Origin of the sequence: Azospirillum thermophilum (genome assembly GCF_003130795.1) — a bacterium.
Classification (GTDB): domain Bacteria; phylum Pseudomonadota; class Alphaproteobacteria; order Azospirillales; family Azospirillaceae; genus Azospirillum; species Azospirillum thermophilum.
Window position 1 is genome coordinate 2,220,689 of record NZ_CP029353.1, and the last position, 24,563, is coordinate 2,245,251.

General features: G+C 69.1%; 29 protein-coding genes, 1 tRNA gene and 3 pseudogenes. 12 read left to right on the plus strand and 21 right to left on the minus strand.

All coding sequences use genetic code 11. The features are described 5' to 3' along the window. Positions 1-268: 268 nt before the first annotated feature. The gene (locus tag DEW08_RS33510) at positions 269-739 is read right to left on the minus strand and encodes a Fur family transcriptional regulator (RefSeq protein ID WP_342760748.1); all 471 of its coding nucleotides are present in this window, start codon (positions 737-739) and stop codon (positions 269-271) included. Between the two features lie 284 nt (positions 740-1,023). Between DEW08_RS33510 and DEW08_RS16885 the strand changes: the two genes are divergently transcribed. From DEW08_RS16885 to DEW08_RS33525, 4 genes are all read left to right on the plus strand, one after another. After that, complete coding sequence (locus DEW08_RS16885; protein WP_245986357.1) at positions 1,024-1,545, plus strand: superoxide dismutase family protein; 522 nt, start codon at positions 1,024-1,026, stop codon at positions 1,543-1,545. 411 nt (positions 1,546-1,956) lie between these two features. After that, the gene (locus tag DEW08_RS33515) at positions 1,957-2,082 is read left to right on the plus strand and encodes a hypothetical protein (RefSeq protein ID WP_342760749.1); all 126 of its coding nucleotides are present in this window, start codon (positions 1,957-1,959) and stop codon (positions 2,080-2,082) included. Next, positions 2,079-2,363 carry a DEAD/DEAH box helicase gene (locus DEW08_RS33520; protein ID WP_342760750.1) on the plus strand — a complete coding sequence of 95 codons (285 nt, stop codon included), beginning with the start codon at positions 2,079-2,081 and terminating at the stop codon, positions 2,361-2,363. The genes DEW08_RS33515 and DEW08_RS33520 overlap by 4 nt, the downstream gene beginning before the upstream one ends. A gap of 19 nt (positions 2,364-2,382) precedes the next feature. Next, positions 2,383-3,222, plus strand: coding sequence for a helicase-related protein (locus DEW08_RS33525; RefSeq protein WP_342760751.1), 840 nt, complete (start codon positions 2,383-2,385; stop codon positions 3,220-3,222). Between the two features lie 42 nt (positions 3,223-3,264). Here DEW08_RS33525 and gstA read toward each other — a convergent pair whose 3' ends face one another. The 8 genes from gstA to DEW08_RS32525 form a co-directional block, all read right to left on the minus strand. Next, positions 3,265-3,870 carry a glutathione transferase GstA gene (gene gstA / locus DEW08_RS16895; protein ID WP_109329058.1) on the minus strand — a complete coding sequence of 202 codons (606 nt, stop codon included), beginning with the start codon at positions 3,868-3,870 and terminating at the stop codon, positions 3,265-3,267. 104 nt (positions 3,871-3,974) lie between these two features. Continuing rightward, positions 3,975-4,400, minus strand: a complete 426-nt coding sequence (locus DEW08_RS16900) for a VOC family protein (protein WP_109329060.1) — start codon at positions 4,398-4,400, stop codon at positions 3,975-3,977. 50 nt (positions 4,401-4,450) lie between these two features. Further along, positions 4,451-5,521: a sn-glycerol-3-phosphate import ATP-binding protein UgpC gene (locus tag DEW08_RS16905; RefSeq protein ID WP_109329927.1), complete on the minus strand. Its 1,071-nt coding sequence runs from the start codon at positions 5,519-5,521 to the stop codon at positions 4,451-4,453. A gap of 30 nt (positions 5,522-5,551) precedes the next feature. Then, positions 5,552-6,397, minus strand: a complete 846-nt coding sequence (gene ugpE, locus DEW08_RS16910; protein ID WP_109329062.1) for a sn-glycerol-3-phosphate ABC transporter permease UgpE — start codon at positions 6,395-6,397, stop codon at positions 5,552-5,554. Beyond that, the gene (gene ugpA, locus DEW08_RS16915) at positions 6,394-7,278 is read right to left on the minus strand and encodes a sn-glycerol-3-phosphate ABC transporter permease UgpA (protein ID WP_109329064.1); all 885 of its coding nucleotides are present in this window, start codon (positions 7,276-7,278) and stop codon (positions 6,394-6,396) included. Before ugpA ends, ugpE begins: the two co-directional genes overlap by 4 nt. Positions 7,279-7,430: 152 nt before the next feature. Then, positions 7,431-8,771 (minus strand): sn-glycerol-3-phosphate ABC transporter substrate-binding protein UgpB, encoded by a 1,341-nt coding sequence (gene ugpB, locus DEW08_RS16920; RefSeq protein ID WP_109329066.1) that lies wholly within the window; start codon positions 8,769-8,771, stop codon positions 7,431-7,433. Between the two features lie 465 nt (positions 8,772-9,236). Further along, entirely contained in the window at positions 9,237-10,289 is a 1,053-nt protein-coding gene (locus DEW08_RS16925) for a hybrid sensor histidine kinase/response regulator (RefSeq protein ID WP_245986358.1), read from the minus strand. Beyond that, entirely contained in the window at positions 10,265-10,519 is a 255-nt protein-coding gene (locus DEW08_RS32525; protein ID WP_245986359.1) for a hypothetical protein, read from the minus strand. Before DEW08_RS32525 ends, DEW08_RS16925 begins: the two co-directional genes overlap by 25 nt. A 269-nt stretch (positions 10,520-10,788) precedes the next feature. On the opposite strand from DEW08_RS32525, the pseudogene DEW08_RS16930 reads away from it, so the two are divergent. Then, positions 10,789-11,265, plus strand: a pseudogene (locus tag DEW08_RS16930) (transposase); the annotation flags it as partial. 94 nt (positions 11,266-11,359) lie between these two features. On the opposite strand, the pseudogene DEW08_RS16935 reads toward DEW08_RS16930, so the two are convergent. Beyond that, a pseudogene (locus DEW08_RS16935) lies at positions 11,360-11,674 on the minus strand (PAS domain-containing protein); the annotation flags it as partial. Between the two features lie 143 nt (positions 11,675-11,817). Here DEW08_RS16935 and DEW08_RS16940 point away from each other — a divergent pair. Together DEW08_RS16940 and DEW08_RS16945 are read left to right on the plus strand one after the other, a co-directional pair. Next, positions 11,818-12,579 (plus strand): M48 family metallopeptidase, encoded by a 762-nt coding sequence (locus DEW08_RS16940; RefSeq protein ID WP_109329068.1) that lies wholly within the window; start codon positions 11,818-11,820, stop codon positions 12,577-12,579. Between the two features lie 97 nt (positions 12,580-12,676). Beyond that, positions 12,677-13,756: pseudogene (locus DEW08_RS16945) on the plus strand (multidrug effflux MFS transporter); the annotation flags it as partial. Between the two features lie 87 nt (positions 13,757-13,843). On the opposite strand, the gene DEW08_RS16950 reads toward DEW08_RS16945, so the two are convergent. Continuing rightward, entirely contained in the window at positions 13,844-14,236 is a 393-nt protein-coding gene (locus DEW08_RS16950) for an MgtC/SapB family protein (RefSeq protein ID WP_245986661.1), read from the minus strand. A 531-nt stretch (positions 14,237-14,767) separates the two neighbouring features. On the opposite strand from DEW08_RS16950, the gene DEW08_RS16955 reads away from it, so the two are divergent. Further along, a complete protein-coding gene (locus DEW08_RS16955; RefSeq protein WP_109329072.1) occupies positions 14,768-15,907 on the plus strand; it encodes a type III PLP-dependent enzyme in 1,140 nt (379 codons plus the stop codon). 180 nt (positions 15,908-16,087) lie between these two features. Here the strand turns inward: DEW08_RS16955 and DEW08_RS16960 are convergent, their stop codons facing one another. Both DEW08_RS16960 and DEW08_RS16965 read right to left on the minus strand, forming a co-directional pair. Continuing rightward, positions 16,088-16,300 carry a DUF1127 domain-containing protein gene (locus tag DEW08_RS16960; protein ID WP_109329074.1) on the minus strand — a complete coding sequence of 71 codons (213 nt, stop codon included), beginning with the start codon at positions 16,298-16,300 and terminating at the stop codon, positions 16,088-16,090. Positions 16,301-16,695: 395 nt separating this feature from the next. Continuing rightward, entirely contained in the window at positions 16,696-16,908 is a 213-nt protein-coding gene (locus tag DEW08_RS16965) for a DUF1127 domain-containing protein (protein ID WP_109329074.1), read from the minus strand. 282 nt (positions 16,909-17,190) lie between these two features. Here DEW08_RS16965 and DEW08_RS16970 point away from each other — a divergent pair, with 282 nt between their 5' ends. Further along, positions 17,191-17,886: an HAD family hydrolase gene (locus DEW08_RS16970; protein WP_109329076.1), complete on the plus strand. Its 696-nt coding sequence runs from the start codon at positions 17,191-17,193 to the stop codon at positions 17,884-17,886. Here the strand turns inward: DEW08_RS16970 and DEW08_RS31255 are convergent, their stop codons facing one another. Both DEW08_RS31255 and DEW08_RS16980 read right to left on the minus strand, forming a co-directional pair. Beyond that, positions 17,887-18,249, minus strand: a complete 363-nt coding sequence (locus DEW08_RS31255; RefSeq protein ID WP_168220382.1) for a hypothetical protein — start codon at positions 18,247-18,249, stop codon at positions 17,887-17,889. It lies immediately after the preceding gene. Positions 18,250-18,261: 12 nt separating this feature from the next. Continuing rightward, positions 18,262-18,795, minus strand: coding sequence for a DUF3990 domain-containing protein (locus tag DEW08_RS16980; RefSeq protein ID WP_109329078.1), 534 nt, complete (start codon positions 18,793-18,795; stop codon positions 18,262-18,264). Positions 18,796-18,933: 138 nt separating this feature from the next. Here DEW08_RS16980 and DEW08_RS16985 point away from each other — a divergent pair, with 138 nt between their 5' ends. Then, positions 18,934-19,275, plus strand: a complete 342-nt coding sequence (locus DEW08_RS16985; protein ID WP_109329080.1) for a cupin domain-containing protein — start codon at positions 18,934-18,936, stop codon at positions 19,273-19,275. 154 nt (positions 19,276-19,429) lie between these two features. On the opposite strand, the gene DEW08_RS30780 is transcribed toward DEW08_RS16985, so the two are convergent. From DEW08_RS30780 to DEW08_RS17010, 6 genes are all read right to left on the minus strand, one after another. Next, a complete protein-coding gene (locus DEW08_RS30780) occupies positions 19,430-19,690 on the minus strand; it encodes a hypothetical protein (protein WP_146214709.1) in 261 nt (86 codons plus the stop codon). Between the two features lie 134 nt (positions 19,691-19,824). Then, positions 19,825-20,226 (minus strand): gamma-butyrobetaine hydroxylase family protein, encoded by a 402-nt coding sequence (locus DEW08_RS16990; RefSeq protein ID WP_109329082.1) that lies wholly within the window; start codon positions 20,224-20,226, stop codon positions 19,825-19,827. Between the two features lie 6 nt (positions 20,227-20,232). After that, positions 20,233-20,469 carry a Trm112 family protein gene (locus DEW08_RS16995; protein WP_109329084.1) on the minus strand — a complete coding sequence of 79 codons (237 nt, stop codon included), beginning with the start codon at positions 20,467-20,469 and terminating at the stop codon, positions 20,233-20,235. A gap of 49 nt (positions 20,470-20,518) precedes the next feature. Then, positions 20,519-21,193, minus strand: a complete 675-nt coding sequence (locus DEW08_RS17000; RefSeq protein ID WP_109329086.1) for an LON peptidase substrate-binding domain-containing protein — start codon at positions 21,191-21,193, stop codon at positions 20,519-20,521. A 70-nt stretch (positions 21,194-21,263) separates the two neighbouring features. Next, entirely contained in the window at positions 21,264-22,211 is a 948-nt protein-coding gene (locus DEW08_RS17005; RefSeq protein ID WP_109329088.1) for a thioredoxin family protein, read from the minus strand. Between the two features lie 42 nt (positions 22,212-22,253). Beyond that, positions 22,254-22,832 carry a prolyl-tRNA synthetase associated domain-containing protein gene (locus tag DEW08_RS17010; RefSeq protein WP_109329091.1) on the minus strand — a complete coding sequence of 193 codons (579 nt, stop codon included), beginning with the start codon at positions 22,830-22,832 and terminating at the stop codon, positions 22,254-22,256. 225 nt (positions 22,833-23,057) lie between these two features. Between DEW08_RS17010 and DEW08_RS17015 the strand changes: the two genes are divergently transcribed. Together DEW08_RS17015 and DEW08_RS17020 are read left to right on the plus strand one after the other, a co-directional pair. After that, a tRNA-Gly gene (locus DEW08_RS17015) sits at positions 23,058-23,132 on the plus strand. Positions 23,133-23,822: 690 nt separating this feature from the next. Next, entirely contained in the window at positions 23,823-24,497 is a 675-nt protein-coding gene (locus DEW08_RS17020) for an RraA family protein (RefSeq protein WP_109329093.1), read from the plus strand. Positions 24,498-24,563 lie beyond the last annotated feature (66 nt).

Below are 24,563 nucleotides of genomic sequence, written 5' to 3' on the forward strand. Positions count from 1 at the left end.
GGGGATTTGTTCCTTTCGCGTTCCTTTGCGGATCCCGTCCGGCGGGCTCGGTCCGCCACCCGGTTGTCGAGGACGCGCGTCGGCGCCTCCGGCCGCGGGCGGAGCGCGAAAAAGAAAAGGCCGGCCGGGCCTTTCGGTTGTCCGGCCGGCCCTTTCCAGGACAGGCATGAGGGGAGGATGGAAGCGCCGCCCCGGGGCCGAGGGGATGGACCCCAGGCGTCGACAAGGACCGTTCTAGGACTTTTCGCCGAACGGTCAAGGACTATTTTCATACAGAAGGACCGAAGCCTTCAAAACGCTCGGTGGCGGCATGCTCAATGACGGACGGGGCCGGACAGCCAGTGGCTGACGATGGTTTCGCCTGCGCCTCCGGACAGGCGGATCGCCGTCGACGTGTCGCGCCACGCATGAATGGGTGTCCTCGTCCTTCGCCACCGTCTGGGGGCGGCACGCTGGCCGTCGCGTCGTCGAGCGGGACGCCGTAGATCTCCAGCCGGTGATCGACGATCCGGTAGCCCAGCTCGCGCGCGATGCGCTCCTTGAGCATTTCCAGCTCGGGGCTGGAAAACTCGATGATCCGGCCGGTGCGGGTGTCGATCAGGTGGGTGGTGGTCGGCGGTCGCCTCCTCGTAGCGGCGCGCCCGTCGCCGAGGTCCACGCGCTCGATCACCTGCGCGTCCTCCAGCAGACGCATGGTGCGGTAGACCGTGGCGATCGAGATCCGCGGGTCGATCAGCACGGCCGGCGATGCACCTCCTCCACGTCGGGGTGGTCGTCGCCTCCGACAAGACCTGCGAGATGACCCGGCGCTGGCCGGTCATCTTCAACCCCTTCTCCAGACACAATGCTTCGAGCCGCGACGTCATCGAATTGGCACCTTGGCCGTTGATCAAACGGCCCCATCATACTGCAAACCGCTCTCAATCCCAGAGCGGCGTTTGCGCGTCGCAACGCCGCAAGGCGGATCGTCGAACAAGATAGGGAGAATGACACGCATGACAGGGTTCCTCACCGGCAGACGCCTTGCTTCAGCCGCCTCTGCGCGGCTGCGCTCGCCGCAGGCCCCGCCGCCGCCCAGCAGGCCGGCGCACCCGCCCCCGCCCCAGCGCCCAGGCCGCCCTCGCCGACGCGCAGGGCAGGCAGGTCGGCACCGTCACGCTGACCAGGTTCGCCCACGGCGTCCTGATCCACGGCGCGCTCGACGGGCTGCCGCCCGGCTGGCACGGCTTCCACATCCACGAGACCGGCGCCTGCACCCCCAACTTCGCGGCGGCCGGCGGCCATTTCGCCGGTGCGGGCGCCAAGCACGGGCTGGAGGCCGACCACATGCATGTCGGCGACCTGCCCAACATCTGGGTCGGGGCGGACGGCAAGACCGGGTTCGAGTTCGTCACCCACCTCGTGACGCTCGACGACGGCCCGGCCGGCCTGCTGAAGCAGGGCGGCACCGCCTTCGTGGTCCATGCCCAGCCGGACGACTACACCGGCCAGCCCGCCGGCAATGCCGGCGACCGCATCGCCTGCGGCGTCATCAAGAAGAGCTGAGCCGGGGGAACCGGGGGCGGCGGGCACAGTTTCCTTGCCATTCCGGGTCCCAGCCCCTATGTGTGGGCGGTCGGGCCGGCCGTCGGCATGGGCGCATGGCCCCCGCCGCCGGCCCGACGGCTCCGCGCCTCCCCTGCGCGGAGTGCCGCGAAGCCCGGCGCACCCGGTGGTGCCGCCCTTTCTTGGTGTCCAGGACTCTCCATTCCATGACAGAATTCAACGGCCTCGGTCTGCTCGAGCCCCTTCTGCGCGCCGTCGCGGAAGAGGGATACGCCACGGCCACGCCGATCCAGGCCGGCGCCATCCCGGTGCTGCGGGGCGGGACGTGCTCGCCTCGCCCAGACCGGCACCGGCAAGACCGCCGCCTTCACCCTGCCCATCCTGCAGCGCCTCTTCCAGGCGAAGAAGCGGGTGGCCGCCAAGGCGCCGCGCACCCTGATCCTGACGCCGACGCGCGAGCTGGCGCTGCAGATCGGCGACAGCTTCAAGACAGCTTCAAGACCTACGGCCGGCACCTGCCGATCCGCAGCACGGTGATCCATGGCGGCGTCGGGCAGAGCCCGCAGGTCGCCGCCATCACCCGCGGGGTGGAGGTGCTGATCGCCACGCCGGGCCGCCTGCTCGACCTGATGGCGCAGGGCCACTGCCGCCTGGACGCCATCGAGATCTTCGTGCTGGACGAGGCGGACCGGATGCTCGACATGGGCTTCATCCGCGACGTCCGCAAGGTTGTCGCCGCCCTGCCGGCCGAGCGCCAGACCTGCTGTTCTCCGCCACCATGCCGGAGGCGGTGGCCGACCTCGCCCACAGCATCCTGACGATGCCGAGCGGATCGAGGTGACGCCGCAGTCCACCACGGTGGAACGCATCGCCCAGCGCGTGCTGTTCGTCGAGCGGGCCGACAAGCGCCGCCTGCTGACCGACCTGATGCAGGACAACGCGCTGCAGCGGACGATCGTCTTCGCCCGCACCAAGCACGGCGCCGACCGCATCGCCGACCATCTGAAGAAGGCCGGCGTCCCCGCCGACTCCATCCATGGCGACAAGTCGCAGTCGGCCCGCATCCGGGCGCTCGACGGCTTCCGCACGGGGGAACTGCGGGCGCTGGTGGCGACCGACATCGCGGCGCGCGGCATCGACATCGACGGCATCACGCACGTCATCAACTTCGACCTGCCGAACGAGCCGGAGAGCTACGTCCACCGCATCGGCCGCACCGCGCGCGCCGGGGCCGAGGGCAGCGCCGTGTCCTTCTGCGACATGGACGAGGTCGCCTACCTGAAGGACATCGAGAAGACCATCCGCCAGCCGGTGCCGGTCGACCCCGACCACGCCTATCACGCCGCGGCGGTGGCGGCGCTCCACGCCTCGACGAAGAAGCCGCCGGCGCCCAAGCGCCAGCAGCAGGCCAACCGCGGCCCGCGTCCCGGCAAGCCGCCGCAGGCGGGCCAGAGCCAGGGGCAGGGCCAGCCCAAACAGGCACAGCCCAAGCAGGCACAGTCCAAGCAGGGCCAGCCGAAGAACGCGGCGCCGAAGACCCCGGCCGGTTCCCAGAACCGCCACGACCGCCGCCCGCAGACCCATGCCCAGAGCCACGGCGCGGCGAAGTCCGATGCCGGCAAACCCGCGGGCAAGGACGGCGGCAGCGCCACGCTCCGCCGCAAGAGCGCCGCGTAAGGAAGACCCGCCCCTCCTCCGGCGGAGGAGGGGCGGACCCTCTCAGCCCAGCCCCTCGGCGGCGCGGGCCTCGCGGACGGCGGGGCGCCCGGCGATGCGGGCCTGGAAGGCGGTCACGTTCGGATAGGCCGACAGGTCGATCCCCATCGGCCTGGCCCAGCCCAGCACCACGAAGCAATAGGCGTCCGCCACCGTGAAGCTCTCGCCGGTCAGGTAGGACCTGCCGGCCAGCGCCTTGTCCAGCACGGCGAACTTCTGCGCCAGCGTCTGGCGGACGATGTCCTTGTAGGCGTCCGGCGTGGTCGGGCGGAACAGCGGGCTGAAGGTCTTGTGCAGCTCGGTCCCGACGAAGTTCAGCCACTCCAGGACGCGGTAGCGCTCCAGCGTGCCGGCCGGCGGGATCAGCCCCTTCTCCGGCACCTTGTCGGCGATGTACTGCACGATCACCGGCCCCTCGGTGAGGATGCCGCCCTCGTCCAGCGCCAGGGCCGGCACCTGGCCCTTGGGGTTCACGGCGTAGAAATCGCTGCCGTCGGCGAGCGTCTTGGCGGCGAGGTCGACGTTCACCAGCTCGAACGGCAGCCCGGCCTCGCGCAGCACGATGTGCGGCGACAGCGAGCAGGCGCCGGGCTTGAAAAAGAGCTTCATCTTCGGTCTTCCCTCTTCGGACGGGGTAGTCGTGGGCCGGCACTCTGGCACTCGCCGCCGTGCCGGTCCAGACCCAGCTTGACCCGTCCGCGAGGACGCCGCGCTCAGCGGGCGAAGATCTGCGACATGTCCTGGAAGCTCTTGAACTCCAGGGCATTGCCGCTGGGGTCGAGGAAGAACATGGTCGCCTGCTCGCCGACCTGCCCCTTGAAGCGGATCTGCGGCTCGATCAGGAAGCGGATGCCGGCGGCCTTCAGCTTCCCGGCCAGCGCGTGCCAGTCGTCCCAGCCGAGGATGACGCCGAAATGGCTGGCCGGCACCTCCTCCCCGTCCACCGGGTTGGTCGCCCGGCTGCCGGCCTCCTCGGTCACATGCGCCACGACCTGATGGCCATAGAGGTCGAAGTCGATCCAGCGGTCGGACTCCCGCCCCACCCCGCAGCCGAGCGTGCCGGCATAGAAGGCGCGCGCCTCCTCCTTGTCGCGGACGGGGAAGGCGAGGTGGAAGGGCGGGATGCTGCGGCTGCTCATCGGGGAGTCCCTTCAGTAGGAAAGACCAACCATCCTACCGGGAAACCATCCTATTCGGAAAGCCGCCGCCCGGTCTCCGGATCGAACAGGTGCAGCGCGCCGGGCTGGGGCGCCAGCGTCAGGCGGTCGCCCTCGCGGCAGGCCGGCAGGCCGTTCATGCGGACCACCAGCGGCTCGCCGTCGGGCAGCCGGCCATAGACCACCGTGTCGGCGCCCAGCGCCTCGACCAGATCGACCTGGATCGACAGCGGCCCCTCGGCGGCCAGCGCCAGATGCTCCGGCCGGACCCCCAGCGTCACCGGCTGGCCGGCCCGCCCGCCATGGGCGTCGGCCAGCGCGACGGTGGCGCCGCCCGGGATCACCACCCCGCCGCCCGCCGCATCGATCCGCGCGTCGAGCACGTTCATCGGCGGCGAGCCGATGAAGCCGGCGACGAACAGGCTGGCCGGCCGCTGGTAGACCTCCAGCGGCGTGCCGATCTGCTCGGCGACGCCATGGTTCATCACCAGGATGCGGTCGGCGAGCGTCATCGCCTCCACCTGGTCGTGCGTGACGTAGAGGCTGGTGATGCCCAGCCGGTCCTGCAGCCGCTTGATCTCCACCCGCATCTGGGTGCGCAGCTTGGCGTCCAGGTTGGACAGCGGCTCGTCGAACAGGAAGGCGGCGGGCTCGCGCACGATGGCGCGGCCCATGGCGACGCGCTGGCGCTGGCCGCCGGAAAGCTGGCTCGGCCGGCGGTCGAGGAAGCGGCCGAGCTCCAGGATTTCCGCGGCGCGGTCGACGCGGGTGCGGATCTCGTCCCTGGGGATCCCGCGGATCTTCAGGCCGTAGGCCATGTTGTCGAAGACCGTCATGTGCGGGTAGAGCGCATAGTTCTGGAACACCATGGCGATGTCCCGGTCCTTGGGCTCCAGCCCGTTCACCACGCGGCCGCCGATGGCGATCTCGCCGCCGGTGATGCTCTCCAGCCCGGCCACCATGCGCAGCAGCGTGGACTTGCCGCAGCCGCTGGGGCCGAGCAGGACCAGGAACTCGCCGTCGCGGATGGCGACGTCGATGCCCTTGATCGCCTCCACCGGGCCGTAGGACTTGCGGACGTTTCGGATTTCTACGGTAGCCATGTCGTCGTCTTGCTTCTCGCTGTCCACAAGTTACTTTTCGGTATCCACCAGGCCCTTGACGAACCAGCGCTGCATCAGCACCACCACCGCCACCGGCGGCAGCATGGTCAGCACCGTCGTGGCCATGATCAGGTTCCAGTCGTTGGCGGAATCGCCGTTGCCGATCATCTTGGTGACGCCGATCACCATCGTCTCCATCTCGGCGCTGTTGGTGACCACCAGCGGCCAGAGATACTGGTTCCAGCCATAGATGAAGAGGATGACGAACAGCGCCGCGATGTTGGTGCGCGACAGCGGCAGCACCACGTCGACGAAGAAGCGCAGCGCCCCCGCCCCGTCGATCTTCGCCGCCTCGATCAGCTCGTCGGGGATGGTCAGGAAGAACTGGCGGAACAGCAGCGTGGCGGTAGCCGACGCGATCAGCGGGATGGTCAGCCCGGCGTAGCTGTCGATCATGCCGAGGTCGGCGACCACCTTGTAGGTCGGCACGATGCGCACCTCGACCGGCAGCATCAGCGTCATGAAGATCATCCAGAAGAACACCATCCGCAGCGGGAAGCGGAAGAAGGCGACCGCATAGGCGGAGATGATGGAGATGGCGATCTTCCCGACGGCGATGATCAGCGCCATGATCAGGCTGTTCAGCATCATCGTGCGCACGGGCGTGTACATGGCCCGGTTGCCGCGCGTCTCGCCCCAGGCCTGGGTGAAGTTGTGCAGCGCCTCGCCCCCCGGCACCAGCGGCAGGCTGCCGCGCCCGATGGTGGCGCTGTCCCAGGTCGATCCGATCAGCGTGACGTAGATGGGGAAGGCGAAGACCAGCACGCCGAGGATCAGCACGGCATGCGGAACGAGGGCGGTCCAGCGGCGGGTCATGCGTAATGCACCTTGCGCTCGACGAAGCGGAACTGGATGGCGGTCAGCGCGATGACGATCACCATCAGGATCACCGACTGGGCGGAGGAGCCGCCGAGGTCGTTGTTGACGACGCCGTCGAGATAGACGCGGAAGATCAGCGTCTCCGTCGCCTTGCCCGGGCCGCCGTGGGTCAGCGCGTGGATGGTGCCGAAGGTCTCGCAGAAGGCGTAGACCAGATCGACCACCAGCAGGAAGAAGGTGGTCGGCGACAGCAGCGGGAAGGTGATGGTCCAGAAGCGCCGCGCCGGCCCGGCGCCGTCGATGCTCGCCGCCTCGATCACCGAGCGCGGGATCGCCTGCAGCCCGGCCAGGAAGAAGATGAAGTTGTAGGAGACCTGCTTCCAGCTCGCCGCCAGCACCACCATGGTCAGGGCCTGCCCGCCGTTCAGCCGGTAGTCCCAGGGAATGCCCATGGCGTTCAGCCCGCGGCCCAGCAGGCCGATGTCGGGATTGAAGATGAACATCCACAGCACCGCCGCCACCGCGGGCGCCAGCGCATAGGGCCAGATCAGCAGGGTCTTGTAGGCACCGGCCCCCTTGATCTTCGAATCCGCCAGCACGGCCAGCAGCAGCGCCGTCCCCATGGACAGCACCGTCACCGCGACCGAGAAGACGACGGTGATCCGCAGCGTGTCGAGATAGTTGGGATCGGTCAGGATGCGCTCGAAATTCTCGAACCAGACGAACTCGCTGCGCAGGCCGAAGGCGTCCTGCAGATGCACCGACTGCCAGACGGCCTGGGCCGCCGGCCAGATGAAGAAGACCAGCGTCACCGCCACCTGCGGCGCCAGCAGCAGGTAGGGGAGCAGCTTGTTGTCGAAGAGCACGCGACGCTGCAAGGGGATCGTCTTTCCGAAAAAATCTGTCTTTACGGGATTGGGCGCGGGAACCGGGCGCAGGAGGTGGCGGCCCCCCGGCCGCGCCGGCCCCCTGCCCGTCCCGCGGCGGGAAGGGCAAGGGGTCCGGACGGGGGACGGGCGGCCGGAGTGCCTCAGCCCTTGTTCGCCCGCTCGAAGTTGCGCAGCACGGTGTTGCCGCGCTTCACCGAGTTGTCGAGCGCCTGCCTGGCGGTCTGCTCGCCCTGGAAGGCCTTCTCCATCTCCTCCTGGATGATGTTGCGGATCTCCGGCAGGTTGCCGAGCCGCAGGCCCATGCTGTTCTCGGTGGTCGGCGTGCGGGTGAGCTGCTTGGCCGGGACGTCGGCGCCCGGGTTCTTGTCATAGAAGCCGGAGGCCTGCGCCTGCTGGAAGCCCTGCAGCGTCACCGGGACGTAACCGGTGTCCATGTGCCATTTGGCGTCCACCTGCGGGCGGGCGAGGTAGCTGAAGAACTCCGACACCGCCTTGTATTCGGCCGGGGTGCGCTTCGGCGAGGTCATGACCCAGAAGGCGGCGCCGCCGATGATGCCGTTCTTCGGGCCGTCCTTGGCGAACTCCGGCCAGTAGGGCAGCGGGGCGGCGCCCCAGTTGAACTTCGCCTCCTTGCTGATGCGGCTGCGCAGGCCGGAGGAGGCGTGGGCGATGGCGCATTCGCCCGACGGGAACAGGGCGTCGGCCTTGTTGTCGCGGCCGCCATACTTGAACAGCCCGTCCTTCTGGAGCTGGACCAGCGTGTCGAGATGCTTCACGAACAGCGGGGCGTTGATCTTCAGCTCGGCGTCGAGTCCGCCGAAGCCGTTGGACTTGCTGGCGAACGGCGTGTCGTGCAGGGAACCGAGCTGTTCGAGCTGGATCCAGGTCGGCCAGGAGGTGGTGAAGGCGCAGGAGACGCCGCTGGCCTTCAGCTTCTTCATCGCCTCGATCATCTCCGGCCAGGTGGCCGGCGCCTTCTCGGGATCGAGCCCGGCCTTCTGGAAGGCGTCCTTGTTGTAGAACATGATGGAGGTGGAGCTGTTGAACGGCAGCGCCATCATCTTCCCGTCCCTGGACGAGTAGTAGCCGCGCACCGCCGGGATGTAGGCGGCGGGGTCGAGGCCGGCGCCGGTCTCCGCCATCAGCTGGTACACCGGCTTGATCGCCGGGCCGGCGGCCATCATGGTCGCGGTGCCGACCTCGAACATCTGGACGATGTGCGGCGCGTTGCCGGCGCGGAAGGCGGCGATGGCCGCCTGCATCGTCTCGGGATAGCTGCCCTTGAAGCTGGGGTTGACCTGCACCTTGTCCTGGGACGCGTTGAAGTCCTGGACGATCTGCTCGAGCTGGCCGCCGAGCGGCTGCGGCAGGCCGTGCCAGAACTCGATGGTGGTCTTCTGCTGTGCCAGGGCCGAACCGGCGAGGCCGGAAGCAAGCACGAAGGCGGCCGTCGAAAGGCCAAGCGTGCGGCGGGTCAGCATGGTGGTGTCTCTCCCTGTCCTGCGACTGTTGCGAGGTTGTCTGGAATGGGGGCAAGCCGTTGCGGCCCCGCGACAGAATTATGAAGTTTCAATGACATACTGTTGGATGCGGACCACGGGGCGGACGCGGCGGGGGCCGGCGCCGGCCCCTCAGCGGGTCCTGCGGGCGTATGTCGTCCTGTTCTGCCGGGCGCTCCCGGAGGCATGGCGGAGGGCGAGGCCCGGGGGCCGGAGCGAACGGCGGGCGTCACTCTATGGTCGCGCCAGACGGCAAGCACGGTGCCTGCCGCCGGCCACGCGGTCGGCCGATCCTGCATCCCTGTCCCCCCCAGGCCCCGTTCTGTCGCGGGACCCCATGGTTCTCGTTAAGGGAAGCCTGCGGGAGCGGCGGGGGATCTGTCAACAATCCGTAATACTTAGCAGATGCAGCATACTCCGGTGGGCATCCCCGCCCGGCACCCCTGCTCAGGTGACGCGATGCTCCGTCGCCGTCAGGGTGCGGGCGAGCAGCGAGCGCAGCGCCACCGGGTCGCAGGGCTTGTGGACGAGGCGGAAGCCGGAGCGGTCGACGCTGCGCAGCCGCTCGGGGTCGGTGTCGCCGGTGACGATCACGCCCGGCACCCGCCGGCCGCAGCGGGCGCGGACCGCCTGGATGGCGTCGATCCCCGACTCCGGCCCGGCCAGCCGCAGGTCGGACAGCACGAGGTCGGGACCGCCCGGCTGGTGCTCGACCACCGCGCAGGCCTCGTCGATGCTGCGGGTCGGGATGACGGCATAGCCCCAGCCCCGCAGCAGCAGGCCGATCCCTTCGAGCTGCATGGCGTCGTCCTCGATCACCAGCACGGTGCCGGTGCCGTCGGCGCCATTGCCGCGGCTCTCGCCCTCCTCCGCCCCGTCGTCGCGGCGCGCCGTGCCGGCCAGCGGCACCTCCACCGCGAAGACCGAGCCGCGGCCGGGACGCGAGCGCAGCGTGACCGGCGTGCCGAGCACCTGCGCCAGCCGCCGCACGATGGCGAGCCCCAGCCCCAGCCCCTGCTTGCGGTCGCGGCCGGGATTGCCGAGCTGGTGGAAGTCCTCGAAGATCGCCTGATGCTGCGCCGGGTCGATGCCGATGCCGGTGTCCCACACCTCGATGCGCAGCCTGTCGCCGCGCCGCCGCGCCGCCAGCAGCACCCCGCCCTTTTCCGTGTAGCGCACGGCGTTCGACAGGATCGGGCGCAGCAGCCGTTCCAGCAGGGCCGGGTCGCTGACCACCTCCACCTCGGCCGGGCGCACGTTGAAGCGCAGGCCCTTGGCCTCCGCCTCCGGCGCGAAGTCCTGCAGCAGCCGGCCCAGCGTCTCGTCGATCGGGAAGGCCTGCGGCTGCGCCGTCACCAGCCCGGCCTCCAGCGCGGAGACCTCCAGCAGGGCGCGCAGCAGCGTCTCCCCCGCGGTGATCGACTGTTCCAGCTTGTTGCCCAGCTCGATGCTGGCGGGATCCTTCAGCCGGCCCATCAGCAGATGGTGGAACAGGTGCATCGCCTGGAAGGGCTGGCGCAGGTCGTGCTCGCCGCCGACAGGAAGCGGCCCTTGGCGGTGCGCGCCCGCTCGGCGTCGGCGCGGGCCTGCTCCTCCTCCCGCGCGGCGGCGAGCTGGGCGGCAAGCTCGGCGGCGGTTCCGGCCCCGCCGATGGCGGCTCCACCAATGCCGCCGATGGCGGCCAGGGCACGCAGCGAGCCGTCGGGATGGCGCAGCGCCGTCAGCGTCACCGGCCCCCCGGCAGCAGCCCGGCCAGGATCTCCTGCGCACCGCCGGCGGCGATGCGCTGCAGCGCGGCGTCGAGCGCCCGCACCGCCCGGCCGGCAGCCCGGCCTGGGCCGTGTCCCGCCGAGGGTGTCTGAGACGTGAGGCTGGCCCGCCGGAGCGCTCCCCATAGCTGGCGCAGGCGGGCCAGCCGTCCGGGAACGGGCCGGTCACCGTGTTTCTTCGGCTAAGTTGAGGTTGCTTGACGACCATCAACCGAGACGGAGTGACACGTATGACCGAGGACAGGATCGCTCTTCACGAGCTGATTGGGAAGAGCGCCGACGCCGACTTCCTGCGCGAGATGGTCGGCTTCGCCGCTCAGCGCCTGATGGAACTGGAAGTCGAGGCGTTGACCGGCGCCGGCTACGGTGAGCGCTCGGACGAGCGGCTGACCAAGCGCAAGGATATCGGGAGCGGACCTGGGAGACACGCGCCGGCGCCATCGACCTGCGCATCCCCAAGCTGCGGCGCGGCTCCTACTTCCCAGCCTTTCTGGAGCCGCGGCGCACGGCGGAGAAGGCGCTGATCGCGGTATCCAGGAGGCCTACGTGCAGGGCATCTCGACGCGCAACGTCGATGAGCTGGTCAAGGGCAATGGGCATGACTGCATCTCCAAGTCCCAGGTCAGCCGCTTGTGTGAAGAGATCGACGACGCGTGCAGGCCTTCCTGACCCGCCCGCTGGAGGGCGACTGGCCGTTCGTGTGGCTCCGATGGCGGCTCCACCAATGCCGCCGATGGCGGCCAGGGCACGCAGCGAGCCGTCGGGATGGCGCAGCGCCGTCAGCGTCACCGGCCCGCCCGGCAGCAGCCCGGCCAGGATCTCCTGCGCACCGCCGGCGGCGATGCGCTGCAGCGCGGCGTCGAGCGCCCGCACCGCCTCGGCCGGCAGCCCGGCCTGCGCGGGGGAGAGCCCTTCGACCTCCTCCCGCCGGCGGCCGAGCGCTGCTGCAAAGACATTGTTAACCACAAGAAAACGTCCAGCAGGCTCAAGCAAAGCATGAGGAGCGCCACTGGCCGAAAGCAATGCTTCCAGCCATTCCTCGCGCGCAGTCGTATGACGTTCGTCAAGAGCCATGGCGTGTACTCGGTAATCTTCCTGTGACGCGGACAGCGCCATCTGAACTTTATCTTGTGGCTTCGTCCCCGGTGTCAAATGTGACCTGCGTCATCCCCCTGAGACAAAATCTACCCGTAGGCCATAGAACCCCGGCGAAAAGGCGGAGCGTTGGCGCAGCCGCCCCGGGCAGGCTATAAGGACGCATGCTGTTCCGCCGCAAACCCTCCGCCCCGCGCCCCGCCGCGCAGGCTCCCCGGCCGAAGCCGCCGCGGGCGCTCGTCCTGACCGGCCTGCCGGCCCCGCTGGAGCTGCGGGAAAGCGCGCGCGCCACCCGCATGACCCTGCGGGTGGATGCCGGCCGCGGGCTGGTCCAGGTGGTGGTGCCGGTCGGCGTGTCGGAGGCCGACGCCCTGCGCTTCGTCGGGCGCCATGACGGCTGGGTGCGGGCGCGCATCGCCGCCCTGCCGCCGGCGCTGCCCTTCGCCGACGGGGCCCTGGTCCCTTTTCTCGGCACCGACCACGTCATCCGCCACCTGCCCGACCTGCGCGGCGCCACCCGGCGCGAGGACGGCGCCATCCTGGTGGGCGGCCGGGCGGAGCATGTCGGCCGCCGCGTGCGCGACTTCCTGATGGCGGAGGCGCGGCGCGAACTGGCGGAGCGGGCGCGGCAGAAGGCGGCCACCATCGGCGCGCGCGTCGCCGCCGTCACCGTGCGCGACACCCGCAGCCGCTGGGGAAGCTGCTCGGCCACCGGCCGCCTGTCCTTCTCCTGGCGGCTGATCCTGACGCCGGAGCCGGTGCTGGACTATGTGGTCGGGCACGAGGTGGCGCACCTGAAGGAGATGAACCACTCCGCCCGCTTCTGGGCGCTGTGCGCCCGGCTGACCGCCGACCTCAATCCCGACGTGGCGGTCCCGCGCCACTGGCTGAAGACCAACGGGGCGCGGCTGCTGCGCTACGGCTGAGGGGCCGGGCGCATCCTTCGCCGACATAATCGTTTCACTTGCAACGGCCGCCATGGTCTTATGGCTGCGCTCCCGTTCCCGCCGCCGGCCAGACGCCATGCCCCGTTCCGACTCCCTCGCCATCCGCGTCCTGCTGACCGCCCTGGTCGCCTTCGGGCCGCTGTCGACCGACCTCTACCTGCCCTCGCTCCCCTCGCTGGTCCGGGTGTTCGGCACGGACGTCGCGACGGTGCAGCTCACCCTCTCCGTCTTCCTGGCGGGATTCGCGGTGTCGCAGCTCGTCTACGGGCCGCTGTCCGACCGCTTCGGCCGCCGGCCGGCCCTGCTCGGCGGGGTCGCCATCTATCTGGTGGCGAGCGTCGCCTGCAGCTTCGCCACCAGCATCGAGGGGCTGATCGCCGCCCGCTTCTTCCAGGCGGTCGGCGCCTGCTGCGGCCCGGTGGTGGCCCGCGCGGTGGTGCGCGACGTCTTCGGGCGGGATCGGGCGGCGACGGTGCTCGCCTACATGGCCATGGCGATGGCGCTGGCCCCGGCCGTCGGGCCGATCCTGGGCGGCGTGGTGACGGAGCTGTCGGGCTGGCGCGGCAACTTCGTCCTGCTGTCGGTCTTCGCCGCGGCGATCCTCGCCGCGGTCTGGACCCTGCTGGGGGAGACCAACGCCCACCGCGACGCCGAGGCGCTGCGGCCCGGCCGGCTGCTCGCCAACTATGTCCTGCTGCTGCGCAACCGCAGCTTCCTCGGCTATGTGCTGACGGTCGCCTGCTCCTACAGCGGCATCTTCTCCTTCATCTCCGGATCGTCCTTCGTGCTGATCGGCCGGCTGCAGCTCACGCCCGCGCAGTACGGCATGAGCTTCGGCTCGGTGGTCGTCGGCTATATCCTGGGTTCCTTCCTGGCCGGCCGGCTGACCCGGCGGGTCGGCGGCGAGCGGATGATCCGCATCGGCACGCTGGTCTCGCTGGCCGCCGGGGTGACGGGAAGCGCGCTGGCGCTGGCCGACGTGACGCATCTCGCGGCGATCCTGGCCCCGATGTTCGTCTTCATCCTCGGCACCGGGCTGACCCTGCCCAACGCCACCGCCAACGCGGTCGGCCCCTACCCGACGATGGCCGGGCTCGCCTCCTCGCTGCTCGGCTTCGCGCAGATGACCGTCGCGGCGCTGGTCGGCACGGTGATCGGCCATATGAGCGACGGCACCCAGCTTCCCATGATGGCGGCGATCGGCCTCGTCTCCATCGGGCGGCGCTGGCCCACGGGATGCTGGTCACTCCTCCCCCGCCTCCCGCTCCTCCGCCTTCCCGGTGACCGGCACGCGGCGCATCACCCAGGTGAAGAGCAGCGTCACCCCCAGGCTGAGCGCCAGCGAGAGCCCGGCCAGCACGTAGAAGCCGGCGCCGCAGGCGATGCCCAGCGCGCCGGCCATCCAGATCACCGCCGCGGTGGTGGCGCCATGCACGCTGTCGCCGGACCGGATCATCACGCCGGCGCTGATGAAGCCGACCGCCTGCGCCACCCCCTGGATGACGCGGATCGGGTCGCTGTTGGCCTCGCCGCCGGCCCGGGAAACCGCGTCGAACTCCAGCGCGACCAGCGTGGTGACGGCGGCGCTGATGGCGATCAGCGTATGGGTGCGCAGCCCGGCGGCCTTGCCTCGCATCTCGCGGTCCAGCCCGAGCAGCGCCCCGCAAAGAGCTGCCGCACACAGCCGGGCGATCAGGTCGGGAAGCGGGTGATCGTGTGCAAGTCCATGAAATGTCTCTGGTTTTTAACACCACCGTAACCTTTGCCACTTTTTTGGGACGGGTCGCATTTTTCACTTTGAAATGGCGTCGGTTGGATCTATGTAACGCGCACTCGCAAGCGCACGTGCCGCTGGCCCGCCCCTCGGCGTCTCCGAGATGTGGTTATGCAACGACGTAACGCGTGATCCCCGACCGTCCCTTAAACAAGGCGGCGACTTGGAGGTTACGATGGTTCATGTTGTTGTGGGTGGGCGCGCGCTCACCCGTCTCCGAAAAACCTGGCTTCCGGCTCATACGGACACGAAGCGGTCCTGTACGGGGCAATCCAGTATCTGCGGCTGAACGCCCGACCCTTCTGTCTGTTTCAGGGTCGCCGAGCGTCAGCCGCTCCGTTATTTCCCCCATCGCCGCTTTGACATCCATCATCTTGCGTCCGGGAGACCCAGATGAACCAGAAGATTGCGCGCTTTTTCGAAGAGCAGCGCCCGCAGACCCCTTGCCTCGTCGTGGACCTGGACGTCGTCGAGCAGAACTACAACGACCTGCATGACGCGCTGCCCGACGCCCGCATCTTCTATGCCGTGAAGGCCAACCCGGCGCCGGAGATCCTGGCGCTGCTGGCCCGCCTCGGCTCGGCCTTCGACTGCGCCAGCGTGCCGGAGATCCAGATGGCGCTGGCCGCCGGCGCCCCGGCGGAGCGCATCTCCTACGGCAACACCATCAAGAAGGAAGCCGACATCCGCCGCGCCTACGAGCTGGGCGTGCGGCTGTTCGCCTTCGACAGCGACGCCGAGCTGGAGAAGCTGGCCCGCTCCGCCCCCGGTGCGCGCGTCTTCTGCCGCATCCTGACCTCGGGCGAAGGCGCCGAATGGCCGCTGTCGCGCAAGTTCGGCTGCGACCTGAAGATGGCGCGCGCGCTGCTGCTGAAGGCCCGCGACCTGCCGGTCGAGCCCTACGGCGTGTCCTTCCACGTCGGCTCGCAGCAGAAGGACCTGAAGCAGTGGGACCACGCCATCTTCCAGGTGGCGCAGCTGTTCCGCGAGCTGGAGGTGCTGGGCGTCGACCTCGGCATGATCAACCTGGGCGGCGGCTTCCCGACCCGCTACCGCACCGACGTGCCGGAGTGCACCGCCTACGGCCAGGCGATCTTCGAGTCCCTGCGCACCCATTTCGGCAACCACCTGCCGGAGACGATCGTCGAGCCCGGCCGCGGCATGGTCGGCAATGCCGGCGTGATCGAGAGCGAGGTGGTGCTGGTGTCGCGCAAGTCGGACGAGGATCCGAAGCGCTGGGTCTATCTCGACATCGGCAAGTTCAGCGGCCTCGCCGAGACGATGGACGAGGCCATCCAGTACCCGATCGAGGTGGTCGGCGAGGGGATGGACGATCCGGACGGCGAGGCGGTCATCCTGGCCGGCCCGACCTGCGACAGCGCCGACGTGCTCTATGAGCGCGCCGAGTACCGCATGCCGAGCGAGCTGAAGGCCGGCGACCGGGTGCGCATCCACGCCACCGGCGCCTACACCACGACGTATTCGGCCGTCTGCTTCAACGGCTTTGCTCCGCTGCAGCAGATCTGCATCTGACCGGCGGCCAGCGGGTCGGCGGGTCTCCCGGATCGGCCCTCTCCTCCAGCGCGGAGGAGGGGGCCGTTTCCATTTGGCGGCCCCGCCGTCAGACAGCAGGCCGGCGCACCGGCAAACGAAAAGGGCCGCTCCCATCGGAGGCGGCCCTTTTCTCGTCCCGGTGACGGGATGCCCCACGGCTCATTCGCGCCAGAAGGGCTTGTTCATCTCGATCTCGGCATCGCAGCGGCTGAAGCCGATGTCCTGAAGCATGCGGTCGTCGAGCTGGGCCAGTTCGCGGCGGGTGATCATGCGCTGGCGCCACAGACCGAAGGTGTTCGAAACAGCCTCCAGCAGATGGGCGAACGACAGGGTTTCGCGGCCGGTGTCGGCCGAGTGCAGAAGCGTAGCCATGGTGGTATCCCTAATTTCTTTATCACTGGGGTCTGCCACGGTGGCGACCGCACCTTTCGTGTGTAGAAAATAATTACCCGATCTGCGCAGCCACCACCACCGCATACCGAACATGCCCGCTTTGCAGGCACCGGATGACTGGCGTTCGTTTGTCCCTACACCACGACGTATTCGGCCGTCTGCTTCAACGGCTTTGCTCCGCTGCAGCAGATCTGCATCTGACCGGCGGCCAGCGGGTCGGCGGGTCTCCCGGATCTCCTCCAGCGCGGAGGAGGGGGCCGTTTCCATTTGGCGGCCCCGCCGTCAGACAGCAGGCCGGCGCACCGGCAAACGAAAAGGGCCGCTCCCATCGGAGGCGGCCCTTTTCTCGTCCCGGTGACGGGATGCCCCACGGCTCATTCGCGCCAGAAGGGCTTGTTCATCTCGATCTCGGCATCGCAGCGGCTGAAGCCGATGTCCTGAAGCATGCGGTCGTCGAGCTGGGCCAGTTCGCGGCGGGTGATCATGCGCTGGCGCCACAGACCGAAGGTGTTCGAAACAGCCTCCAGCAGATGGGCGAACGACAGGGTTTCGCGGCCGGTGTCGGCCGAGTGCAGAAGCGTAGCCATGGTGGTATCCCTAATTTCTTTATCACTGGGGGTCTGCACGGTGGCGACCGCACCTTTCGTGTGTAGAAATATAATTACCCGATCTGCGCAGCCACCACCACCGCATACCGAACATGCCCGCTTTGCAGGCACCGGATGACTGGCGTTCGTTTGTCACGTAACTGTGGCCGGACTGTCATTCCGACAGCTCATCATCAGGTCATCGCACTATCGGTCCCGCTGGACAATAATGGGCGCCGGCGTTTAACTTCCGTTTACTTCTGGCTCACTTTACGCCGCTCCATGACGCACTGCAACAACATCGTTACCATCGGCTTCGACGGCGACGACACGCTCTGGCACAACGAGTCGCTGTTCTCGCTGACGCAGGAGCGGTTCCGCGCCCTGCTGTCGCAATCCGCCGATCCGGCGGCGCTGGACCGCCGGCTTCTGGAGGTGGAGCGGGCGAACCTCGGCGTCTACGGCTACGGCATCAAGGGCTTCGTGCTGTCGCTGATCGAGACGGCGATCACCGTCACCGACGGCCGCGTCCCCGCCCGCGACCTGCAGGCGCTGATCGAGTTCGGCAAGGCGATGCTGCAGCACCCGGTGGAGCTGCTCGACGGCGTGGCCGAGGTGGTGGAGGCCTTGTCCGGCCGCTTCCGCCTGCTGCTGATCACCAAGGGCGACCTGTTCGACCAGGAGAGCAAGATCGCCCGCTCCGGCCTCGCCGAACGCTTCCACGGCGTGGAGATCGTCAGCGAGAAGGACCCGGCGACCTACCGGCGCGTGCTGGAGCGCCACGGCGTCGATCCGGCGGGCTTCCTGATGGTCGGCAACTCGGTGCGCTCCGACATCCTGCCGGTGCTGGAGATCGGCGCCCGCGCCGTCCACATCCCCTACCACATCACCTGGGCCCACGAGCTGGCCGAGGCCCCGGCGGACGGCTACCTCGGCATCGGGACGATGCGCGACCTGCCGCGGCTGCTGGGGCTGTGATCAGGACAGCCGGGGAAACAGCTCGAGCTGTCTGACAGGGGTGTGGTTCCCCCGCGGTGGCTGCGGCATGTCCGAGGACGGACGGGGCGCCGCCAGTGCCTGCGGCGCAAGCCGGGCCAGCAGGTGGCGGTAGGCCGCGATCTGTACCGGCGTCGGGTCGGCACCGCAGAGGTCCGCCGCCACGTCGAACGGCTCCGCATGATAGAAGAGATCCTGCTCCGCCGCCGGGGCCGCCGCCAGATCGGCGCGAAGCCGCCGGGCCGGCGCCACATCCTCCTGGAACACCTCGGCCAGGGCCGCCTCGACCACGGTCCAGTAGAGGTCGCGACCTGCAACCTGAGGGGGAGGGGCGATGGTCATCATGGCCTCGTGGCGTTAAACGAACGGCCTGCCGATATGCGAAATGCGCGGTGATTCTAACACCGACAAGGCGTGCTCGGTATGGAAACTGATCTGGGTGTAGCCGGGCAGGAGTCCACCTCTCGGCCAGTCGGTTACCGGGCCGTAGACCACATCGTACGGCCGGGTCCGCCCGTGCATCGGATGAGCACCCTGCCGACACTGTTCGACAAGTTCCCAGAAGCCGGCGCTGTCGCGATCCGTCAGAAAGACAAGGCTCTCCAGCCGCCCCAGCATCGTGCGGTCGATTTCGAACGCAACCACAGCCGCGGCAACCGGGTAAGGCGTTTTGACCGCCGACGCCCTCATCCGCCGCGCCCGGTTGTTCGCCCATGCGACCGCCTGCTCCAGAACGGTCGTGGTGTAGAAGCCCTTCCCGAAATCCAGGAACGACCGGCCGACCGACAGGTCGACGGCGTTCGGGAGGGACTTGGCGGGCCGGATCATCTGGCCCGCGGCCTGATCGTAGGTGCCGTGATAAACGACCAGAGGCTGGTTCCGCCAGACCATGGGTGTAGCACCGCATACATTTGCGACCAAGGCGCGCAGAAATAGCGGAGCGCGCCTGCCCTGTCACGGCGACACTGTGTCGTCGTGCGTCGCGTGCTAGGGTTTTCTCTCGTTTCCACACGGGGAGCCCAGCGCGCCATGACCCTCACCCCCCTCGCCTCCGCGGCTCCCGAAACCGGCGGGCCGGCGCCGGACCGCCTCCTGTCCGGCAATCCGGTCTTCACCACCTGGAACGAGTATGAGTCGCCCGACGGCAAGCGCTTCGCCGGCATCTGGCGCAGCACGCCGGGCGCCTGGCGGATCCGCTATGACGAGTGGGAGTATTGCGAGCTTCTGGAGGGCCGCAGCGTCGTCACCCATGACGACGGCCGGAGCTGGACCCTCGGCCCCGGCGACCGCTTCGTCCTGGAGCCGGGCTTCACCGGCATCTGGGAGGTCGTGGAGACGACCACCAAGCGCTACGTCGTCATCCTGCCCTGAGGCCGTCAGGCCCGCGACGCCGCCCGCGCTCCGCCCCCTCCCCCGGGTCGGCCGGTCCGCGGTCCGGAGCCTGGCCAAAGGAGGAACCCGTCCCGACCGGACGGGAGAGGGGTCGGACCATGGACGGCGGAGCGTCCCGCCGGCCGGGCTCCGTTCAGCCCCGCGCCGCCGCAGGCTGGGCGGCGACCTGGGCACCCGTCTGGGCCGTCTGGGCATGGACCATCACGGTCATCGCCTTGCGTCCCATCTCGACCGCCAGGACGCCGAGCACCAGCAGGGAGACCACCAGCATCAGGCGGGCCAGATCCCGGCTCCAGGCCCGCACCCGGCGCCGGGCGGCACGATGAGGGTCGGGGCGCCGCGCGGGGCGCGGGTACCGCCGATAGCCCGTCCGCCAGTCGCTTGCTGCCGCCATCGCCGCCTCCCGCTCCAGAGATCACCCGGTTGCGAGATATTTATATAAAATTTTAGGCGAATGCACAAGAGCGACACGCGCGGCGCGACGCCGCACCGGGGCCGCGCTACCGCCGGGATACCGGCGCCAGCCGCCTAGCGCCGGACCGGATCGCGGCTCAGGCCCTTGGCCGCCAGTTCCGCGAGGTAGTCGGCCCAGAGCTGCTCCTGCTCCTCGCCGATCTCATAGAGGTATTTCCAGGAATAGATGCCGCTGTCGTGCAGGTCGTCGAACAGGATGCGGACGGCGTAATGGCCGACCGGCTCCAGGCCCATGATGCCGACATGGCGGCGGCCGGCCACCGTCTGCTTCTGTCCCGGGCCGTGCCCCTGCACCTCGGCCGAGGGGCTGACCACCCGCAGGAACTCCGCGGGATAGGAGAAGGAGCGGCCGTCGTCGAAATCGATCTCCAGCCGCTTCTCCTCCTTCTTCAGGCGGATCTCCAGCGGCCAGTGGCGGGTGCCGAACTCGTCCGACGCGAAGCGCTCCTCGCTCATCCTGCCTTACCCCTTCACGCCGGGGGTCTTGTCCAGGCTGCGCGCCTCGTCGATCAGCATGATCGGGATGCCGTCGCGGATCGGATAGGCGAGGCCGGCGCGCTCGCTGATCAGCTCGCCCCGCTCGGCGTCATAGCGCAGCGGCCCCTTGGTCAGCGGGCAGACCAGGATCTCCAGCAGCTTGGGATCGACGCGGGCGGCGCCGCTCTTCTCGGGATGGGCGTGGGTGTCGGCGGAAGTCATGGCGGTGTCTCGCGCAGCAAAGGGCAAAGGTCGGGGGCGACGGGCGCGCTCAATGGCGGGGAGGCGCGCAGTCGCCGGTGCCGTCGAGAATGGACATCTCGATCAGGGCGATCAAGAGCTTCCCGCGCTCCGTCAGGTCCGGCGCCTCCAGCAGGGCCTGCTTCTCGCTGGGGGCGAAGGGGCAGATCATCGCCAGGGAGTTCACCAGCCGCTCGTCCGGCGTCGTCTCGATGGCGTGCCAGTCGCAGGACAGGCCCTGGAGCTGGAAATACAGCTTCAGCCCGGCCAGCAGCCGGCCGCGGTCGACGGCGCCCTCCGCCGGTCCGGCGTCGGAATCGAGGTCGGCGGCGTAGCGATCCCAGGCCGGCACCACCCGGCGGTAGCCGCGCACGCCCTCCATCTCCCGATGGATGACGAATCGCGACACCCCGGTCAGCGTGATCAGGAAGCGGCCGTCGTCGGTCTCGGCGAAGCTGGTGATGCGGCCGGCGCAGCCCGTCTCGTAGACCGGCGGGTTGCGGTCGCGGCTGGCCGGGTCGGTCGGCTGGATGATGCCGATCATCCGGCCGCTGCCCATGGCGTCCTCGACCATGGCGAGGTAGCGCGGTTCGAAGACGTTCAGCGGCAGCCGCGCGCGCGGCAGCAGCAGGACGCCCGCCAGCGGGAAGATCGGCAGGATCCGCGGCAGGCGGTCGAGGGTGGGGTCGAAGGGGTTCCGGCTCATTCCACTAAGTATAGAACCCCCTCGCCCCGCGAACAGGCGCCCGGTCACCGTCGCTCCGGTCCAGCTTGGATCAGCTGAAGAGGATGGAGGACAGGCGCCGGCGGGTCTGCACGGTCAGCGGGTCGGTCGGGCCGAACGCCTCGAAGAACTTGACGAGCTGCTTGCGCGCCGCCTCCTCGTTCCAGGCGCGGTCGCGCCTGACGATCTCCAGCAGCGCGTCCACCGCCGCCTCGCGCTTGCCGGCGGCGTAGAGCGCCATGGCGAGGTCGTAGCGTGCCTGGTGGTCGTCGGCGTCGTGGGCGACCTTCTCCATCAGCTCGGGGATCGGGCCGGCATTGGCCGCCTGCTCCGCCAGTTCCAGGTCGGCGCGGATCGAGACCAGCTCCTTGTCCTTGGCGATGGCCTCCGGCGCCTTGTCCAGCATCTGGCGGGCGCGGGTGGTGTCGTCGGCCTTGATCAGGCAGCGGATCAGCCCGGCATAGGCGGCGGCGTTCTCCGGCTCGGCCTGCAGGATCTCGCCGTAGATCTCCGACGCGGTCTGCACGTCGCCGGCCTCCAGCGCCTCCCTGGCGTGGGCCAGCGCCTCCTCCAGCATGTCGCCCTCGCCGCCGCCGGCCGAGCCGGCCAGCTTGACCAGCCGTTCGACGAAGGTCTTCACCTGCGACTCCGGCAGGGCGCCCATGAAGCCGTCGACCGGCCGGCCCTGGAAGAAGGCGTAGACCGCCGGGATCGACTGCACGCGGAGCTGCGAGGCGATCATCGGGTTCTGGTCGGTGTCGATCTTGACCAGCCGCACCGCGCCCTTGGCCGCCAGCACCACCTTTTCCAGGATGGGGCCGAGCTGCTTGCAGGGGCCGCACCAGGGCGCCCAGAAATCGACGATCACCGGAACCGACCGCGACGCCTCGATGACGTCGGCCATGAAGGCCCGGTCGGAGCTGTCCTTCACGAGGTCACCGGCACCGGCGGAAGCGGCGGCGGCGGACTTGGGGGCATTGGCGGGCGGAATGGAAAACATGGCGTGTTCGGTCCCGTTCAAGACAGCATCTCGGTCGTGCGGTCATAGATGAGCGTCAGCCGCGTCCGAAGCAAGCGTTCCCTGCGACTCCCCGTCCCGGCCGAACTCGGCCACCGCCGGTTCGTGGCCGCAGGCGCGGATGAAGCGCAGCAGGTCGTCGCGCCGGATGGCGGTGGTGCGGTCGTTGACCAGCGGGTGGTAGTTCAGCAGCTCGTGCTCCATCATCGCCTGCTGCAGCACGACGCGGACCTGCCGGCCGGTGTCGTTGACCAGGGCGAAGGGCGTCACCGAGCCGGGCCGCACCCCCAGGTACCGCCACAGCCGGTCGGCCGAGGCGAAGGACAGCCGGGCGGAGCCGATCACGCGGTCGAGCCGGTTCAGCTCGACCCGCGCATCCTCCAGCGCCACCACCAGCCAGTGCCGGTCCTTCTTGTCCTTCAGGAACAGGTTCTTGCAATGGCCGCCGGGCAAGGCGCCGCGCAGCGCCTTGCTCTCCTCCACCGTATGGAGCGGCGGATGGCGGTGGGTCACGGTGTCGATCCCCAGCTCCCGCAGTCGCGCGAGGAGCTGGTCGGGCGTGGTCGGCGGCTCGGCCGGGCCGGAGGTGTCGATCCTGTCCATGGGACTCCTTCTATGCGAGGGACCGCGTCCCGTCCAGACGGGCGGAGGGGGAGGCCGCGCCGGGGATTTCCGGACCCCGAAAATTTTTTGAACATGACGCTTGCATTGCGTCCGCCGATGAGTATAGTCCGCCGCACGCCGCCGGACGGACCGGCCGCCGAAGCAAAAAGCGTCGCGAAAGCGCAGCGGACAGCATCGGCAACCGGTTGAAACGGCAGCAGGAGCGCGGGCGTAGCTCAGGGGTAGAGCACAACCTTGCCAAGGTTGGGGTCGAGGGTTCGAATCCCTTCGCCCGCTCCATTCACCCTCCGGTCCGGCTGGACCGAGGAAGACAAGCGAACCAAAGGGCCGGGCCGAAAGGCGCCGGCCCTTCGCTTTTTCCGGCCTGCCGCCACCGCTTCCCTCCCCCGCGGATTTGCACCGTCCGGTTCTGCGGCGCGGTGACGCAGCGTTGTCGCAGTTGAGTTGCAAAAGCGTCATACCGACCACGACGGTATGCATTCCCGCTGAAGATTCCGTGACCTGTGGTTGCTTCGCGCACGGTTACGGCAAGTGTTCCCCCTCGACTTGCGCCCGCAAACCGGTTGCGACTCCTTACCTTTACCCGGTTTACGCACACATTTGTGGGCGACATCAGGCGCGCGGAGCGCCAATCGACGCGAGTTAAATTTACGGTTTGGCAACCTACTTGCGTATGACCGGCCATTTGGCTAAGCTTCAAATACGAAACAAATCATACGAACCCTTCCGGGAGTTGTGCGAGTGACCAGAACATCCGCGTGCGCGCGGGCCTGACCAGACGCCGTTCCCGGTAGAGGAGCGGCGCCACCGCCGCCTGCTCGCCGCCACCGCGCGCGAGACGGCGGCGAGACCCGATTCCGCCCGAACCGTCCCATCCGGCCGCCATCCGCCAGCCATCCCCCGGGGGGAGCGGCGGCCGGACATACGACCGACCCCCTTTCAGCCAACGCCGGCACACGAGGTTCCCCCATGGCCATGCAACGCGTATTGACCGATTTCCCGAGGCTCTCGTCCGATGTGCTCGACAAGTGGCGCAGCGTGCCGAGCAGCGTCGCTTCCGATTCGCAGAACCGCTGCCAGAGCATGGATGCGCGGATCAAGCCGATGGTTCCCGGCATGCGCATCTGCGGACAGGCCCGCACCGTCGTGCCGATGCCCGCCGACAACAGCATGGTCCACCACGCCGTGAGCTGCGCCGATCCCGGCGACGTGATCGTGGTGGCGGGCGGCGGCCTGGAGGACGTGGCCATGGCCGGAGAGTGGGTGGTCCGGTGCTGCAAGCGCCGCAATCTCGGCGGTCTCGTCGTCGACGGCACCGTGCGCGACCTGCACGAGATCCGGTCGCTCGGCGTGCCGGTGTTCGCCAAGGGCGCCGTCCCGCGGGGGCCGCACAAGAACTTCGGCGGCAAGATGGACGTCACCGCCTCGGTCGGCAACGTCCCGGTCAATCCCGGCGACATCATCCTCGGTGATGAGGACGGCATCGTCGTCGTGCCGCTGGCGCTCGCCGAGGAGACTCTCGCCCGGTCGCTGGCCCTGCTGGAGCGTGAACGGCAGTGGACTGCCGAGATCGAGGCCGGCCGCACGCTGGTGGAAGTGCTGGGCGTCCCGCCGCTGGAGATCATCGAGCGCGACCGCGCGTGACGAGGCGGCGGGCAGGACCGTTTCCCCGCCGCCTCACGCAGACCTTATCCGCGCCCAACAGCCCCG